13 protein-coding genes are annotated in these 16,493 nt (G+C 66.1%); all 13 read left to right on the plus strand.

Features of this window, described 5'->3' with window-relative positions; translation table 11 throughout:
* The first annotated feature begins 134 nt into the window (after positions 1-134).
* The 13 genes from tssA to tagF are packed head-to-tail and all read left to right on the plus strand — an operon-like array spanning position 135 to position 16,218.
* The gene (tssA, locus tag EN853_RS18265; RefSeq protein ID WP_127860991.1) at positions 135-1,331 is read left to right on the plus strand and encodes a type VI secretion system protein TssA; all 1,197 of its coding nucleotides are present in this window, start codon (positions 135-137) and stop codon (positions 1,329-1,331) included.
* Positions 1,332-1,336: 5 nt separating this feature from the next.
* Positions 1,337-1,873 (plus strand): type VI secretion system contractile sheath small subunit, encoded by a 537-nt coding sequence (tssB, locus tag EN853_RS18270; protein ID WP_127860990.1) that lies wholly within the window; start codon positions 1,337-1,339, stop codon positions 1,871-1,873.
* Positions 1,874-1,876: 3 nt separating this feature from the next.
* Positions 1,877-3,385, plus strand: a complete 1,509-nt coding sequence (gene tssC / locus EN853_RS18275; RefSeq protein WP_127860989.1) for a type VI secretion system contractile sheath large subunit — start codon at positions 1,877-1,879, stop codon at positions 3,383-3,385.
* Between the two features lie 50 nt (positions 3,386-3,435).
* Positions 3,436-3,891 carry an Hcp family type VI secretion system effector gene (locus tag EN853_RS18280; RefSeq protein ID WP_127860988.1) on the plus strand — a complete coding sequence of 152 codons (456 nt, stop codon included), beginning with the start codon at positions 3,436-3,438 and terminating at the stop codon, positions 3,889-3,891.
* Complete coding sequence (gene tssE, locus EN853_RS18285) at positions 3,878-4,630, plus strand: type VI secretion system baseplate subunit TssE (protein WP_127861070.1); 753 nt, start codon at positions 3,878-3,880, stop codon at positions 4,628-4,630. Before EN853_RS18280 ends, tssE begins: the two co-directional genes overlap by 14 nt.
* Position 4,631: 1 nt before the next feature.
* The gene (gene tssF, locus EN853_RS18290) at positions 4,632-6,506 is read left to right on the plus strand and encodes a type VI secretion system baseplate subunit TssF (RefSeq protein WP_127860987.1); all 1,875 of its coding nucleotides are present in this window, start codon (positions 4,632-4,634) and stop codon (positions 6,504-6,506) included.
* A complete protein-coding gene (gene tssG / locus EN853_RS18295) occupies positions 6,470-7,534 on the plus strand; it encodes a type VI secretion system baseplate subunit TssG (RefSeq protein WP_127860986.1) in 1,065 nt (354 codons plus the stop codon). Before tssF ends, tssG begins: the two co-directional genes overlap by 37 nt.
* Positions 7,531-8,994 (plus strand): type VI secretion system-associated FHA domain protein TagH, encoded by a 1,464-nt coding sequence (tagH, locus tag EN853_RS18300; RefSeq protein ID WP_127860985.1) that lies wholly within the window; start codon positions 7,531-7,533, stop codon positions 8,992-8,994. Before tssG ends, tagH begins: the two co-directional genes overlap by 4 nt.
* Before the next feature lie 3 nt (positions 8,995-8,997).
* Positions 8,998-9,450 carry a type VI secretion system lipoprotein TssJ gene (tssJ, locus tag EN853_RS18305; protein WP_040985738.1) on the plus strand — a complete coding sequence of 151 codons (453 nt, stop codon included), beginning with the start codon at positions 8,998-9,000 and terminating at the stop codon, positions 9,448-9,450.
* 37 nt (positions 9,451-9,487) lie between these two features.
* The gene (gene tssK / locus EN853_RS18310) at positions 9,488-10,822 is read left to right on the plus strand and encodes a type VI secretion system baseplate subunit TssK (RefSeq protein WP_127860984.1); all 1,335 of its coding nucleotides are present in this window, start codon (positions 9,488-9,490) and stop codon (positions 10,820-10,822) included.
* A 4-nt stretch (positions 10,823-10,826) separates the two neighbouring features.
* The gene (gene tssL / locus EN853_RS18315; protein WP_127860983.1) at positions 10,827-12,155 is read left to right on the plus strand and encodes a type VI secretion system protein TssL, long form; all 1,329 of its coding nucleotides are present in this window, start codon (positions 10,827-10,829) and stop codon (positions 12,153-12,155) included.
* Positions 12,155-15,694, plus strand: coding sequence for a type VI secretion system membrane subunit TssM (gene tssM / locus EN853_RS18320; protein WP_127860982.1), 3,540 nt, complete (start codon positions 12,155-12,157; stop codon positions 15,692-15,694). The genes tssL and tssM overlap by 1 nt, the downstream gene beginning before the upstream one ends.
* The gene (tagF, locus tag EN853_RS18325) at positions 15,676-16,218 is read left to right on the plus strand and encodes a type VI secretion system-associated protein TagF (RefSeq protein WP_189343896.1); all 543 of its coding nucleotides are present in this window, start codon (positions 15,676-15,678) and stop codon (positions 16,216-16,218) included. The genes tssM and tagF overlap by 19 nt, the downstream gene beginning before the upstream one ends.
* The last annotated feature ends 275 nt before the right edge of the window (positions 16,219-16,493 follow it).

Raw genomic sequence — 16,493 nt, forward strand, 5'->3', positions numbered from 1 at the left:
ATGGGTTTCGCCGAAGAGAACGGTCGCGTTTAGCTTCCGTTAGTTTTTGAGCGGCTGCTCAATTGTGATAAAGTGAGGCCATGTGATAACGTCGCGTCACATAGGGGTCTCAGGGCCGCTGGCTGGGGGTTAGTGTGATTGATCTCGCACTCTGGCTCAATCCTCTGAACGGTGAGAATCCGTCGGGTGAGGATTTGCGCAACGACCCGGCCTTCCACGAGTTGGAGCGCCTGACCGAACCCCAGGTCAAAGTCGTCCATGACGGCAACAACAAGCCTACCTCGCAAGCCAGCCCGGTCGACTGGGCGGCCGTCCTCGACAAGGCGGAAGAGCTTCGCTCTCGCGGCCGGGATCTGCGCCTGCTGGTGATCGTCGCGCGCGCTCTGGCCAACGAAGAAAGGCTGGCCGGGCTCGCCCAAGGCCTGACGCTGATCGCCAGGACCTTCGACCAGCATTGGGAGACGATGCATCCGGCATTGCGGCCCAACGCGCAGCCGCGCGACGCCGCCTTGCGCCGCATCAATGCGCTGCTCGATCTCCAGAACGCCCAGGACGGGCTGGTGGCGAACCTGCGCGAGACGATCTTCTTTTCGCCGCGCCAGATCGGTCCGATCAGCGGCCGCGATCTCGAACAGGGCGCGCTCGACGAGCGCGTCATGCTCCAAGAAGCGGCTTCCGGATTGGGGGCTTCCGAAAAGGCGGCGCTGGCGAGTGCCCACAGCCAGCTCTTGAACCGGGTACGCAGCGGCTGCGCGGCGCAGATCGATCAGGCCGGCGACGCGATGACCTCGCTGCTCGCCGACGCCCGTGCGGCGATCGCCGCCCTCGACGAGGTCGATGCCGCCCTCAACAAGCGTATCGACGGCAACGGGCCCACCATCCCGGAATTGAGACGGTTCCTGCAACGTTTGCTGACGACGCTGGAGCGGAATTCGGCCGCCGGCGCTGCCGCGAATGGGGCCGCAAAGCCAGTCATGCAGCCGGCGGAAACGGCAGCGCCAACCGGAAACGGCTATCAAGCCGGGGGAGCGGAAGCGATGGGAGCCGAAACGATGGCAAGTGTCGCAAGTCATGCCGAACCGGGCGCCAGACTGCCCGACCGGATCACCTCGCGCGACGATGTCGTCAGGTGCCTCGACCTCGTCGTCGCCTTCTATGACCGCACCGAGCCGTCTAGCCCTATCCCGCACCTCGCCCGCCGCGTGCGCCGCATGGTCCACATGGATTTCGTGGAACTGATGGAAGATCTCGCCCCGTCGGGGCTGAAGGAGTTCCGGCAGCTTGCCGGTGTCCCCGATCCCAAGAAGCCGGCCCAGAAGGATGAAAGGTAACTAGCATGCCAGCAGAGAGCAAAGCGAAGGTCATCGAAAGAAACCGCGCGCCGCGCGTGCAGATCGCCTACGACGTTGAAACCTACGGCAGCCCGACGACGATCGAACTGCCGTTCGTCATGGCCGTGATGGCCGATCTTTCCGGCGCCTCACAGACCAAGGAAGCGATGAAGTCGGTGCTCGACCGCAACTTTGTCGAGACCGACGCAAACCGCTTCCCCAAATTCATGGAGGCCATGGGGCCACGCGTGAAGGCACGGGTGAAGAACACCCTGCCGCAGGCCGAGGGCGCCGAGCGCGACGAGGAGCTCGCGGTCGACCTCACCTTCTCGAAGATGGGCGATTTCGCGCCGGACAAGGTCGCCGAACAGGTCCCGCAGCTGGCCGAGATCCTCAAGATGCGCCGCCAGCTCGAGGAGCTGCTCGGCTTCATGGACGGCCGCGTCGACGCCGAGAAGCGCATCGCGCAGCTTCTGAACAACGAGCCGCTGCTGAGCAAGATCGCCAGCCAGGCGATATCTGACGGCAAGGGCGAGGAGTAAGTCATGGCTGAACAGCAAAAGACCGCAGCCGCCACCGCCGAGGCGGAAGCAATAGATCTCGGCGAATTCAGCGGACTCCTGGAAAAGGATTTCAAGGTCAAGAAGGACGACTCGGAAAAGCTGCAGCAGCTGGTGCGCAACCTTGCGCTCGCGGCGCAGTCGCGCTCCGAGACCACCACGATCTCGTCCAACGCGATCAAATCGATCAAGTCCCTCATCGCTGGCATCGACAAGATGCTGACGACGCAGGTCAACGAGATCATGCACGCGCCGGAAGTGCGGGAGATGGAAGGCACCTGGCGCGGCCTCTGGTATCTCATCAACAACACCGAGACGGATGCGAAACACCTCAAGATCCGGGTGATGAACATCTCCAAGGAGCAGCTGGCCGACACGCTCGAAGACTATGAAGGCCAGATGTGGGACCAGAGCCCGATCTTCAAGAAAGTCTACACGGACGAGTATTCGATGCTGGGCGGCGAGCCGATCGGCTGCATCATCGGCGCCTACGAATTCTCCAACCATCCGCGCGACGTCGGCCTGCTGCGCAACATTTCGGGTGTCTGCGCCTCGGCGCACACGCCCTTCATCGCCGCCGCCTCGCCGCGCCTGTTCCGCATGGACAGCTGGCAGGAACTGCCCAACCCGCAAGACCTGCAGATGATCGTGAACAACCCGGCCTATGCCTCGTGGCAATCGCTGCGCGAGAGCGAGGACGCCCGCTATATCGGCCTCACCATGCCGCGCGTGCTGGCACGGCTGCCGTACGGGACGGAGACGGTGCCGGTTAAGGGCTTCACCTTCGAGGAAGAGGTGGGTGGCGACCACAACAAATATGTCTGGATGAACGCCGCCTTCCCGATGGGTGTCAACATCAACCGCAGCCACAAGCTCTATGGCTGGGGCACGCAGATCCGCGGCGTCGAAAACGGCGGCACGGTGCTCAACCTGCCGGTGCATGCCTTCCCGACCGACGACGGATCGATCGCGATGAAATGCCCGACCGAGGTCGCCATCGACGACCGGCGCGAGGCGGAGCTCGCCAAGCTCGGCCTGATGCCGATCCTGCACCGCAAGAACACCGATCTTGCCGCCTTCATCGGCGCCCATTCATTGCAGGACGACGAAACGCGCGCCGGTCGGCTGGTCGATCCAGACGCCCAGTCGAACGAGCGGCTCTCGGCCAACCTGCCTTATCTCTTCCCGGTGTCCCGTTTCGCGCACTACCTCAAGGCGATTGCGCGCGACAAGATCGGCTCGTTCAAGGAACGCACCGACATGCAGATCTGGTTGACCGAATGGATCAACCGGTACGTGCTGGCCAATCCAGCCTTTGCCGACGACAAGGCGCGCGCCAAGCGCCCGCTTGCCGCGGCCGAGGTCCAGGTCGACAGCGTCGAAGGCCGGCCCGGTTACTACAATGCCCGTTTCTATCTGCGTCCCCACTACCAGCTGGAAGGCATCAACGCCTCGCTCCGGCTGGTGTCGGAACTGCCGTCAGTGAAGGGCTGAAATCGTAAGCAAAGTTATCTTGTTTCGTTTGAAAGCGGTGGAGAAAGACAATGTCAGTGAAGATCGATGGTTTTTTGAAAGTCCCCGATATCAAGGGCCCCAGCAAGCGTGACGGCCATGAAGACGAGATCGAAGTCCATGGCGTCGACTACAAGATGGTGGCTCCCTACGACCCCAATTCGCTCTCGCGGCGCGGCCGCGTGTCGATGGGGATGATCAAATTCACCAAGCACTACGACAAGTCCTCGCCGTACCTGAAGAAGGCACTGTTCGAGAACAAGGCGCTCGACGAGGTGGTGTTTTCGGCGCGCCGCACCATCGACGGCGAGACCAGCGACTATCTGGTGGTGACGCTCACCGATGCGTCCGTCATGGAATACGACATGAGGCAAGCGGAGGACGAGGCCGATCTGATCGAGGAAGACGTCAGCTTCGCCTACAAGAAGATCAAGTTCGTCTACAACAAGGACGACGAGATCGAAATGGATGTCTATGTCGGCAAGTGAGGCCAAACGGCCCGGCGCGAAGGCGCAGCTTGCCGGCAGTTCGCGGGCAAAGCGCGAGGCGGTCCAGCCCTCCCTCTGGGACCGCCTCATCAACGACCTGCCGGGCCTGACCTCGGAGATAGACGGGCTGCGTCGCCTGCTGGAAGAAGAACTCGGCGCCGAGCGCGTCGAGGCTCTTCTTGCCGGCAGCGCGCGCGCCATCGATGCCGATGCCGAGTTGACGGCAGACCAGAAGCGGCGCCTGCAGCGGCTGATCTTCCAGACCGAGCACCGCACCGAGATCGAAAGCCGTGGCGTGGTGGTGTCGGCACGCGTGCTTCGGGAAGCCGTGCGCCGCGACATCGAGGCCCTGTTCAACACCGAGCGCTTCGAGTCGGTGCCGATGCTCTCCGATGCCGAGCACGAACAGCCCCTCCACGAGCTGCCGCCGCTGGCCGACTTTCCGGAGGTGCGCCGCAGCGTCGTCAACTATGGCGTGCCGTCCTTCTCCGGCCGCTCGTCGCGGGACTTCGACCGCGATATTTTGGCGCGCGAGATCCGCTCGGTACTCGCCACCTTCGAGCCGCGTCTCAAGGAGAGCGCCACGACGGTCAATGTCACCCTCGGCGACAAGAGCGTCGGTCTGAAGATCGAGATCGACGCCGTGCTGATCATGACGCCGACGCCGGAACGCATGCGCCTGCGCACCACGATCAATCTCGACAACGGCCTGGCACGAACCGAATTCCGGGAGACCTGAGATGGATCGGGTCTTCGTGGAATATTACGAAGAGGAACTGACCCATATCCGGGCGCTGGCCGCCGAATTCGCGGACATGCATCCGGCAGTCGCCCGCAATCTCTCCCTCGACACCGTCCCCTGCCCCGACCCCTATGTGGAACGGCTGCTCGACGGCGTGGCCTTCCTTGCCGCGCGCACCAGGCTGAAGGTCGATGCGGAGCGCTCGCGCTTCTCGCGCGCCGTGCTCGATGTGCTCTATCCGGATCTGGTCACGCCTGCGCCGGCAACGGCGATGGCGGTGCTTAAGCCCGGCCAGCAGGTGCAGTCGATGACCGCCGGCCATGCCGTCGCGCGCGGCACGCGGCTGGTTTCCAGCCTGCGCCCGGGGCTTTCGACGCGCTCGACCTTCACCACGGCGCAAGAGGTGACGCTGTGGCCGATCGCCATCACCTCGGTCAGCTATTACCAGGACCGCAGCGGGCTGGCGGCGGCGGGCATCGGCCCAGTCGGCGGCGTGCGTGGCGAAGCCGCGCTCCGCGTCGCGCTTGCGCGGACCGGAAAAGGCAAGCTCTCCGAACTGTCGCTCGACCGACTCGACCTCTATTTCGCCGGCCGCGCCAAGGCGCCGCTCCTCTTCGACGCCATCTTCGGCGCCTGCTCGGCGGTCGGCGCGCGGGCCGAAGGCAAGACCAATCCGCTCGCCGCCCTGCCCGAGCCCGAAATGGTCGGCATCCGCGACGACGAGGCGCTGATGCCGCGGACCCGACCGACCTTCGAGGGCTACCGGCTGCTGCGCGAATATTTCATGATCCCTGAACGCTTCCACTACGTGCGGGTCGCGGGCCTGCAGCCGGTGGTGCGCAAATGCGATGCCGGACTGGAGATCATCTTCCTGTTCCGGCGCCCGGTGCCCGAGCTCGCCGATGTGACGCCGGGCGATTTCGAGCTCTTCGTGACGCCGCTCATCAATCTCTTCGAGCGCGAATGCAACGTCATCGAGATCGATCCGCGCCGGACGCGGCAGGTGGTGCATGCCGACCGCACGCGCGCGCGCGACTTCGAGATTTTTCGCCTCACCCGGGTCGAGGATGCCGACGCCGAAGGCAGCGAGGCCGAGATTCCCGAGCTGTTCAGCCTGGGGCAGAACCGCGGCAGTGGCTGGGTCTATTCGACCGAGCGGCGCCCGCGCCGGGCCACCGAGGACGAGCGGCGCGACGGCCTGACCCGCACCTCCTACACGGGTGACGATGTCTTCCTCGCGGTGTCGCGCCCCACGGGAAGCCCGGCGAACCGTCCGCTCAAGCGTCTCGACATCATGGCGCTCTGTACCAACCGCGACCTGCCGATCCTGGACGACACGCCGACGCTGACGCTGGAGACGGCCGACCCGGTCGAGACGGTGAAGCTGCTCGGCGCGCTGCGGCCGCCGCAGCCGGCGATCCCGGCCTCGCTCCCGGCAGGCGCCGAAGGCGAATCCCGCGCCGACAATCTCGCCTGGCGGCTGGTGGCGCAGCTCTCGCTCAACTTCCTGAGCCTTGCCAAGGAAGGCCGCGGCGTCGACCCGCTGCATGCGCTGCTCGACCTCTATGCCGATCGCGGCGACCCGAGCCTTGCCCGCAACGTGCATTCGATCACCCGCATCGACTCCCGCCCAGTGATCGAGCGGCTCAAGATCGACGGTCCGATGTGCTTCGGGCGGGGCACGGAGGTGACGCTGCATGTCGACCAGTCGGTGCTGGCGGGCCAAAGCACGCTGCTGCTTTCGGCCCTGCTTGCGCGGCTGTTTGCCCGCCACGCCGGGATAAACGGCTTCGTGCGGACGCGCACGCGGCTGCTGCAGAAGCAGGAGGATGTGCCATGGCCGATGACGCCCGGCAATCGCTACCTGATCTAGCGAAGCCTGCCGCGAGCGAAGCCGCGCTGTCGGAGGGCTTCGACTTCTTCGAGCTGCTGCGCCGGCTGGAGCAGAGAGGCGGGCTGTTCGGCTATTCCGGCCAGGCCAATCGCGAACCGGCGCGGCTCGGCCAGCACGTGCGGCTGAGCTTTTCGGCCAGGGATGTGGTCAAATTCCAGGAGGCGGGCGAGAAGGCCCCGGCGCGGATTACCGTCGCCAATCTCGGTCTGCTGGGGCCGGAAGGTCCAATGCCGCTGCATCTGACGCGCTGGGTGCTCGACCGGCTGTCCCAGCGCTGGTTCAGCGGCGCCGATGCCGAGCAGACCAGCGACACAACCTTCGTCGACTTCGTCAACATCCTCCAGCACCGGATGATAGCCCTCTATTACCGCGCCTGGGCGGACGCGCATCCGGCGGTGCAGGTCGAACGATCGGTCGGCGGTCGCGTCCGCGCCATGCTGGAAGCCCTGGCGGGCATTGGCCTTCCGGGTACCCAGGATCCCGAGCTCGACACGGTGCGGCTGCGCCAGGCGGCATCGCTGGCCAACCAGGTCGACGGCGCCGAGCGGCTGACGCTGTTCCTCGCCACGGCCTTCAAGGTGCCGGTGGAGATCAAGGAGTTCGTCGCCGCCTGGATCACTATTCCGGCGGCGCTGCAGAGCCGCGTCGGCAAGGCCTATGCGGCGCTCGGGCGCGGCGCCACGATCGGGCCGCGCGTCTTCAGCCGCCAGAGCCGGATCGAATTGCGCGTCGGCCCGCTCTCCTTCGAGGATTTCAGGTCATTCCTGCCCGGCGGCCGGCGCCTTGCGCTGTTCGGGAAGGCCGTGCGCGACATGATCGGGGAAGCGCTCGACGTCGATGTGCGGATTGTGCTTGCGCGCGAGGCCGTGCCGCCGCCGAAGATCGGAACTGTCCAGCTCGGCCGAACGGCCTGGCTTCCACGGCCTGCTGAACGGGGAGACGCCGACGACCTCAGGCTGCGCACGGTCGTCGGCTGGCGGCCGGAAATGGCGGAGGTGGCGGCATGAGCCTGCTGCTGACGCTCGAACAGGGGCCACGGTCCCAGGTGGTCAGACAGACCCGCCTGGACGAGGGCGAATTGGTGATCGGCCGCAGCGCCGATGCCGGCTGGCAGATCGACGATCCGGACATGTTCGTCTCGCGCGCGCATTGCAAGATCAGCGGCGGCCGCGATGGCTATTTCGTCACAGACACGTCGAGCAGTGGGCTGTTCATAGACGATTCCGACAGCCCGCTCGGCGCCGGCAGGTCGACACGGCTGCAAAGCGGCATGCGACTGCGCATGGGCGACTATGTGCTGTATGTCGAGGTCCAGCCCAAAGCGGGCCAGACGTCGGTCGGTCAGGCGCCGGCGGCCAACCAATCGACGCCTCAATGGTCATCGCCGGGAGCGCGAACGCCGCCCAGCATCGGCGGCGACGATTTCTTTTCGGCCAAGGTCGAGGAAGAGCCGCGTCGGCCGCGGCCGGCCGACCTGCCCGATCCGTTCGAACAGCCTGTGCCCGGCGCTTACGATCGCGCCTCGAACCAGCGCAGCTCGCCTGCCTTCGACGACCCGTTCAGCCTCGACCCGGTGGCAACACCGGCCTCGACCGACGACGCGGCAGCCGGCCGGTCCGACCCGTTCGGCTTCGGCGACATGCCGTCGCGTGGCGATGCGGCCGAACCCACGCCCAAGCCGTCCAGCTTCGATGACGACTTCAGCTTTGGACCGGCCTCGACGCCTGCTTCACCCAACAGCGGCAATCCGCCCGGTCGTGGCGGGCAGCAGGCAGAAAGGCCTCAAGCCGCCGCTCATCCATGGGATATGCCGAGCCAGGCGGTCGAGCCTCCCCCGCCGCCGCGCTCCGTAGCTGCCCCCAAACCGTCGCGCCCGGCGCACGCGGCACCGGCGACGGAGATGGCGCTTCGCGCCGCGTTCCTGCGCGGCATGGGTGTCGAGGAGGCCGATTTTCCCGGCCGCGACGCCATCGCCGAAATGGAGAAATTCGGGCGCGAATACAGGCTGATGCTGGATGGCCTGATGCAGCTCCTGCGCAAGCGCGCCGAGGAAAAGGGCAGCGCACGCGTCGCCCAGACGATGGTCGGGGCCTCCGAGGTCAATCCGCTCAAATTCCTGCCGACGGTCGAGGACGTCATCGTCACCATCATCTCGGAGCGCAGCCCGGGCTTTCTTTCGGGCGAAGCGGCGATCGGCGATGCGGTGAAGGATCTCGCGCAGCATCACGTGCGCGCCTGGCGCGGCGTGCAGGCGGCGCTGCGGCGCATGATCGACCGCTTCGATCCAGCGGCGATCGAGGAAGAGCTCAAATCCAATTCCGCGCTCGGCAACCTGCTTTCGGGCGGACGCAACGCCAAGCTGTGGGAGCTCTACCAGAAACGCCACCGCGACATCGCCCAGAGCGCGGAATCGAGCTTCCTAGGCGAAATCGGCGCCGACTTCAGGGATGCATATGAAGAGGAGTGAAACATGATCGACAGACGCGAATTCATCGTTGCCCTCGGCGCGACGGGGCTGCTTGCGGCTTGCCAGAGCGGCCCGCCGAAACCATCGGTCATCTCGGTCAATGTGACCGGTGGCGCCGGCATGAATCCGGGGCCGGGCGGCGGCGATCGGCCGGTGACCGTGCTGGTGATGCGGCTTGCCAGCACCGGCAAGTTCAATTCTGCCGATTATTTCGCGCTGCAGGGCGATGCGGGCTCGGCGCTCGGCGCCGACCTCATCGGATCCGACGCGATCTCCGTCGCTCCGGGCAAGACCGCCGCCAAGACCATCACGGTCGAGCCGAACGCGACAGCACTCGGCTTCGTGGCGCTGATCCGCGAGCCCGGCGGACGCAACTGGCGCACCACCAAGTCGGTATCGCCGGGGTCGAAATTCACCATCAACGTCAGCCTCGGCAAGGGCGGTATTTCCGCCTGACGGCGCAATAACGGGTGGCAGTGCAGAGAGCAGTGGCATGAGCGACGCAAACAGGGTGCTGTGGTCCGAGGGTCTGTTCTTGAGGACCCAGCACTTCCAGCAGCAGGACCGGTTCTTCGAGGCGATGGTGCGCGGCGCGCTGCAGGCCGGCCAGCTCCATACGTTCGGCTTTCAGCAGGTGACGCTCGACCAGTCGCTGCTCGACGCCGGCCAGGTCGCAATCGTGTCGGCGCGGGGCATTTTCCCGGACGGCACGCCCTTCTCCATCCCGGAGTTGATGGACGCGCCGAAGCCGCTGCCGGTCACGGCCGACACCGGCGCCGGGTCGGTGCTGGTCGCGCTGCCGCTCGAGCCGCCCGGCGGCGTCGGTTTCGATCCGGCGCATGCAGCGTCGACCGGCGCGCGCTATCACGGCAAGATCGTTTCGGTGCGCGATGCCGTCCAGGGCGGCGCCGACCCGGAGGAGATCGAGATCGCCCGGCCGCAGGCGGTGCTGCTTGCGCCCGGCAAATCGGTCGGCGGCTATACCGCGCTGCCGATCGCCGACATCAAGGGCATTCGCGCCGACGGCGGCGTCTCGCTCGACGAGAGCTTCCTGCCGCCGACGCTGATCACGGGCGCGGTCGCCTGGTATCGGCAACTGCTGCAGGAGGTGGTCACCGGCCTCGAACAGATCGCCGAGGCGCATGGCAAGATGGTGATGGGCGGACCCGGCCGCAGCGTCGAGGACCTGTTGATGCTGCACCTCGCCAATGCGGCGCGGCCACGGCTCGCGCATATGCTGGCGCAGGACGTCTTCCATCCGGCCGAGCTCTACCTCGAGCTTGCCGGCCTCGCCGGCGAGATGGCGACCTACGGCTCCAGCTCGCGACGGCTCGGCGAGCTGCCGCCCTATGACCACATGGCGCCAGGCCCGGCCTATATGGCGCTTGCCGACGCCTTGCGCTCGCTGATTCTCAGCCTGCGCTACATCGAGCCGAAATCACGCGCGCTGCCGGTGATGCGGCATGCGACCAATGTCTGGAAGGTCCGCATCGACAACCCGAAGCTGCTTGTCGCCAGCCGTATCGTCATCCGCGTCGGCTCCGAGCTGTCGGAAGACGCGCTGCGCAAGATCTTCGTCAACCAGGCGACCGTCGGTTCGGCCGACCAGTTCGAAGGCCTGTGGAAGTCGCGCCTGCCCGGCATTCCGCTGAAGCCGCTGCATTCGCAGCCGCGCGAGATCCCCTATGACGGGGACCGGCTGTGCCTGGAACTGGACCAGAAGAGCGAGCATTGGGCTTCGCTGCTCGACGCCCCCGGCTTTGTCATCGGTGTTTCCGGTGTGCTGCCGAGCGAGCCGCAGGTCGACTGCTATTCGGTGAACAGGTGAGGCCATGAGCCGGGATGATCCTTTCGGACTGTCGGAGGATCGCGAACGCACGCGCATCAGGCTGACGGGCGCCGCGCCGCGGCCGATGGCGCCGCTGGCGCCAGGGGCGCCGGTGAAGCGGGCGCGCGCCCATCCCAACACGCTGATCAACACATTCGCGCCGCTGCTCGAATTCGCGCCGGAGCTGGAAAGCGCCCTCGCCCCCGAGAACCCGGAAGTGATGCGCACGCGCCTGCTCGACGAACTCGTGCGGGCGCGCGATGCCGCTGTTGGCGCTGGCTCCTCGCTGGAGCGGGCCGATCAGGCCGCCTGGGCGGTGGCGGCCTTGCTCGACGACCTCGCGCTCAACACGCCATGGGGCGGCGCCAGCGCATGGCCGCGACAGCCGCTGGTGGTCATGCTGCGCGGCGACGTCGATGCCGGCACGCAGTTCTTCTCGCGTCTCGACGAGCTGGAGCGGCATCCGAACCGCGACCGCGAAATGCTCGAGCTGCAATATTACTGCTTGGCGCTCGGCTTCCGCGGCAAATATCGCGTGCCGGGCCGCGCCGGAGACCGCTCGCTCAACGCCGTTCGCGTCGCGGCGGCCCGCTTCCTGCGCAATGCCGACGCCGAAGACGCGCCGCTGTCGCCGAACTGGAAGGGCGTGATCGCCTCAGACGAACCACAGCGTTTCATCGTCCCGATCTGGGTGATGGGGCTTGCCGCGGTGGTCATCGCAGCCGCTGTCTATATCGGCCTGTCGATGGGGCTGAGCAGCCAGGCGGTCGAGCTTTCCGCGCTGGTCCGCACGCTGCCCCCGCCCCAGCGAGGCGACATTACCCGCGCCGCGCCCAAGCCCGATGCCCCCGAACCCGAGCCGCCGCAGCCGGTCGATTTCGCGCTGCTGCCGGAATTCAAGGCAGAGGCGCCGGACAGCCTCAAAGGGGCGCTCAGCGGCACCGAAAGCGTGTCGCTGGCCAAGCTCGTCATCCAGTCCTCCAACCCGGAGCTGTTCCAGTCGTCGCGGCCGACGCTCACACAGGGCTACGAGCCGCTGGTCGAGTCGATCGCCAAGGTGATCCTCGCCAACCAGGAGCTGATCGGAAACATCACCGTCGTCGGCCACACCGACAATGTGCGTCTGCAAAAATCCAATCCGCTTTCGTCCAACCAGCGGCTGTCGGAAGCGCGCGCCGAGACCATTGCCGACCTTCTGGTGCAGGCTGGCGTGCCGCAGGAGCGCATCCATTCCGAAGGCCGCGCCGACACCGATCCGGTCGCCGACAATTCCACGCGCGAGGGCCGCGCGCTCAACCGGCGTGTCGAGGTTCTGGTCGAGAAGAGGCTCTGATGTTCATCCTGCGCTTCCTCTGGGCCGTGCTCACCTCGCGTTTTCTTTGGACGCTGATCGGCATCGCGCTGTTGTCGCTGCTGATCTGGGTGTTCGGTCCGATCGTTCAGGTCGGCCCCTACGCGCCGTTCGAATCCGACAATGTGCGCATCGCCATCATCGCCGGGCTGATCATCCTGTGGCTGATCTGGCTGATCATCGCGCAGCGCCGTGCGATCCGCGCCAACCGCATGTTCGTCGCCGAGATCGCCGCGCCTGTCCAGGAAAAGCAGCTCACCCCCGGCGAGGAGAGCGTGGCCGCTGTCGGCGCCAAATTCGGCGAGGTCATGGCGGAGCTCAAGCGGCGCAAGCTCGGCGGCCGCAAGTTCCTGCGCGAGATGCCGTGGTATGTGATTGTCGGCCCGCCTGCCACCGGCAAGACGACGGCGCTGCGCCAGTCCGGCCTCAATTTCCCGATCGACCTCACCGACGACCTGCAGGGCGTCGGCGGCACGCGCAACTGCGACTGGTTCTTTTCGGAGAACGCGGTGCTGATCGACACCGCCGGCCGCTACGTCCAGCAGGAGAGCCAGCCGGATGTCGACGCGACGGAATGGCTTGGCTTCCTTGATCTCTTGAAGAAGCACCGGGGGCGGCGGGCGCTCAACGGCGTCATCGTCGCGCTGTCGATCGACGTGCTTTCGGAGGGGGACGAGGCCATCAAGGCGCACGGCCGAAAGATCCGCCGCCGGCTGGCGGAGCTGAACGACCGGCTCGAAATCCGCCTCCCCGTCTACCTGATGCTGACCAAGGCCGACCTGATCAAGGGGTTCGAAGCCTTCTTCGGCGGCCTGTCGACGACGGCGCGCGAGCAGGTGTGGGGAACGACCTTTCCGCTCGACGCCCGCGTCGATGCCAAGACCATCGAGAAGGAAATCGCCACGCTCGCCGCGGAGCTGGAGCGGCGGCTGGTGCCGCGGCTGGAGGACGAGGACAAGCTTGGCGCGCGCGCGGAAATCTTCCGCTTCCCGGCCCAGCTCGCGAGCCTCTCCGAACCGATCCAGGTGCTGATCGAGGCGATGTTCGGCGAGAGCCGCTATGAAGAGGCGGCCTGGTTGCGCGGCCTCTATCTGACGTCGGCAACCCAGGAAGGCGCGCCCATCGACCGGCTGACCGCGGCGCTGTCCTCTTCCTTCGGCCTGCCGCCCCGCCGCGCGATGCTGGCGCCGCGCGTTGAGAAGCGCAGCTTCTTCTTGAGGAATCTCCTGACCGAAGTCATCTTCAAGGAAGCCGGGCTCGGCACGTTCGATCCGCTGGCGCAGCGGCGACGCGCCTGGATCTGGCGCGGCGCGGCCGCGGCCTGCACTCTGGCCGCCCTGCTCGCCGGCGGGCTGTTCACCTGGTCCTATCTCGACAACCGCAATGCCATCACCGAGCAGGCCGGCCAGTTCGAGGCCCTGCAGGCGCCGCTGACCGAAGTCGCTGCCGCGCCGGCCTCGGTGGAGCAGCCGACGATGGACGGAGCTCTGGCCGCGATGGACTCGGTGGCGACGGCGCGCACCGCGCCGCCGGACGCAGTCCACAACCTGCTCGGCCCAACCGCCTCGGCGGAGCTCGTGCGTGCGCAGACCGATACCTACGACCACGCCCTGCGCAACGTGCTCGAGCCGCATATGGTGGCGCTGCTGGAAGCCACCATGTGGCGGCAGATCCGCGATCCGGATTTCATGCTCGGCGCGCTGAAGACCTATCGCATGATGACGGGCCTGTCGCAGATGGACACCGACTTCGTGCAGAACTGGTGGGTGAACAGCCTGCCGGAATTCGCGCCCGCCCCACCCTTCCCGACCGCCGACGCCGAAGAGCATCAGCTTGCCGCGATCCGCGGCATGGCGGTCGACGACAGCTACATCGCCCCGGACAAGGAGCTGGTCGCCGAGGCGCTGAAGACGGTGTGCACGATCTCGCTGCCGGAGCGCGCCTACAAGCAGCTGCTCGCCGATCCGGAAGTGGCAGCCGTGAAGGAATGGGTACCCGCCAATTTCGCCGGACCGAACGGTGCGAAAGTGTTCGCGCGCCGCTCCGACAAGACGCTGCGCGTCGGCGTTTCCGGCGCCTTCACCTATACCGGTTTCCACGACGCCGTCCTCGACCGGGTCGAGGATGTGGCGGCGCAGGCGGCGCTCGACCGGGCGGTGTTCGCCGGCGGCTGCTCGGAGAACTCCGAGACTTCCGTGTCGGCGCTGTCCGAGGACATTCTGAAGCTCTACTATGACGACTATATCGCACAGTGGGACAGCTTCCTGCGCGACATGCGGCTGGCGCCGCTGAGCGACCTCAATGTCGCCAGCGAAAACCTCAAGGACCTTTCGAGCGCCGATTCCGCGCTGAAGCGGCTGCTGAAGGCGGTGGTGCAGGAGACGGACCTGACCCGGTCCGACGAAGCGCCGGCCGACGACAAGGGCGGCGCCGCGAAGACCGGATCGAAGCTGCTCTCCAAGCTCGGCAAGCTGGGCAAGGTGGTGAAGACAGGGGCGAAGCTCCTGCCCCGCGCCGGCTCGGCCGATCAGGTCGACATGACCGGCAGCCTGGTCGCCGAGCATTTCAAGCCGCTCAAGGGCACGATCGCCGAGGTCGATGGCCAGCCGCCGGCGCTCGACGCCGCCGTGGTGGCGCTGACCGCGCTGTCCAACGTGCTGCAGACGGTGACCGCCAATCCCGATCCTCAGGACGCCATCAAGAAACAGGGCGGCCTAGCCGAACTGACGGGTGCGGTGGCGAGGCAGGCGCAGATCCTGCCCTCGCCGATCAACGACTGGCTGGGCGGCATCGCCGGCGACACCAGCGGCCTGTCGCAGAAGGCCGTCACCAATGAGCTCAACGCCATCTGGCGCGCCGACATCCTGCCCTTCTGCCAGGCGGCGCTCAACAACCGCTATCCGTTCAGCCCAGAGAGTGCGGTCGACGTCAACGTGCGTGACTTCCAGCGCCTCTTCGGGCCGGCCGGCCTGATCGACGCCTTCATCAACGACCATCTGATCAACTATGTCGACACGGCCAGCCAGCCCTGGAAATGGCGCGCCGATTTCGGCCTCGACCCGGCGGCGCTGGCGGCGTTCGAGCAGGCAAGGCACATCCGCGACGACCTCTTCCCAGGCGGCACCGGGCCGGTGATGAACTTCACGCTGGAGCCGAAGGACCTGTCGCCCAACGTGGCGCGCGTGACGCTCAACCTCGATGGCCAGAACCTCGTCTATTACAACAACGCGACCAGGCCGCAGCCGATGACATGGCCGGGCAAGGACGGCACCGGGGTGATCTCGCTCGCCTTCCAGCCGGTCGACGGCTCGCCCGAGGTGATGCTCAACGAGACCGGCAGCTGGGCGTGGCTGAGGATGCTGCGCGGCGGCAAGTTCAACGGGACAAAGCTCACAGACGTCTACAGCCTGAGGCTCGGCACAAAAGGCATGTATGCCGATTTCGAGCTCAAGGCAGCCAGCGTCGAGAACCCCTACACGCTCGAGATGTTCAAGAAGTTCACATGTCCACCGCAGATCTGATCGTTCCCGGTTTCTACGGCAAGATGCCCGCCGCCGGCGATTTCGTGACGCGGCGGCTGCCGGGCGATTTTGTGCGCCCGTGGGATCGTTGGCTAGCGCAGCATATCGTCCCGCTATTCGGGGCAGAGGCCTGGCCGACGAGCACGGCACTGCGCTTTCTCAGCGGCCCCGGCTCCTTCGGCGCCTCGGCGGGCATCGTGCTGCAAAGCGCCGACCGGGTCGGCCGGCAGTTTCCGTTGAGCGTCGTCGCAAGGCTGTCGGAAGCACCCCTCAAGCTGGCTTATGCAGACGCGTGGTTCGAAGGGGTCGAGAATGCGGCGCTGGCCGCGCAACGCGGAGAGCTGACGCCCGACGAACTGGACGCGGTGCTTGCGGCCCTGCCCGTTCCGCCCGTCGAGGATGAGGGCGATGTCATCGACGACCTCGTCATGTGGACGGCGCATACGGACATCTTCGACGTCGATCCGCAGGCACCGCAAAAGACGGTGGAGCAGATCTTCGCCAGCAGCTGGGCGACGAGCTGACGCAGATCTGGAACCAGATGGGCTATCCGCCAGCTGCGAAGAGCTGTTCTCTTATCGACACAGAAGTTTGCCGCGGATCATGGCTGTTAGAAAAGTACAAGCCCCTGCACGGGCGATGAAGTTGCAGAATGCATTTCACACAATATTTGATGCGAGAAGACATACAGGGGATCCAGAATTCACAGTCTTCACTTGCGACGTCGAGAAAATCGCCTCATCCCTGATCGTTGGAACGGAAGGCCAAGCTAAGCCGCTCAATCTCGGCACTGCGTAAC

Source organism: Mesorhizobium sp. M1C.F.Ca.ET.210.01.1.1 (assembly GCF_004791585.1).
In the GTDB taxonomy this organism is placed as follows: Bacteria; Pseudomonadota; Alphaproteobacteria; order Rhizobiales; family Rhizobiaceae; genus Mesorhizobium.

Excerpts from the sequence above, each read along its gene's own strand:
- tssB (WP_127860990.1), top strand. The coding sequence starts at position 1,337 with ATGCCAGCAGAGAGCAAAGCGAAGGTCATCGAAAGAAACCGCGCGCCG.
- tssC (WP_127860989.1), top strand. The coding sequence starts at position 1,877 with ATGGCTGAACAGCAAAAGACCGCAGCCGCCACCGCCGAGGCGGAAGCA.
- EN853_RS18280 (WP_127860988.1), top strand. The coding sequence starts at position 3,436 with ATGTCAGTGAAGATCGATGGTTTTTTGAAAGTCCCCGATATCAAGGGC.
- tssE (WP_127861070.1), top strand. The coding sequence starts at position 3,878 with ATGTCGGCAAGTGAGGCCAAACGGCCCGGCGCGAAGGCGCAGCTTGCC.
- tssF (WP_127860987.1), top strand. The coding sequence starts at position 4,632 with ATGGATCGGGTCTTCGTGGAATATTACGAAGAGGAACTGACCCATATC.
- tssG (WP_127860986.1), top strand. The coding sequence starts at position 6,470 with ATGGCCGATGACGCCCGGCAATCGCTACCTGATCTAGCGAAGCCTGCC.
- tagH (WP_127860985.1), top strand. The coding sequence starts at position 7,531 with ATGAGCCTGCTGCTGACGCTCGAACAGGGGCCACGGTCCCAGGTGGTC.
- tssJ (WP_040985738.1), top strand. The coding sequence starts at position 8,998 with ATGATCGACAGACGCGAATTCATCGTTGCCCTCGGCGCGACGGGGCTG.
- tssK (WP_127860984.1), top strand. The coding sequence starts at position 9,488 with ATGAGCGACGCAAACAGGGTGCTGTGGTCCGAGGGTCTGTTCTTGAGG.
- tssL (WP_127860983.1), top strand. The coding sequence starts at position 10,827 with ATGAGCCGGGATGATCCTTTCGGACTGTCGGAGGATCGCGAACGCACG.
- tssM (WP_127860982.1), top strand. The coding sequence starts at position 12,155 with ATGTTCATCCTGCGCTTCCTCTGGGCCGTGCTCACCTCGCGTTTTCTT.
- tagF (WP_189343896.1), top strand. The coding sequence starts at position 15,676 with ATGTCCACCGCAGATCTGATCGTTCCCGGTTTCTACGGCAAGATGCCC.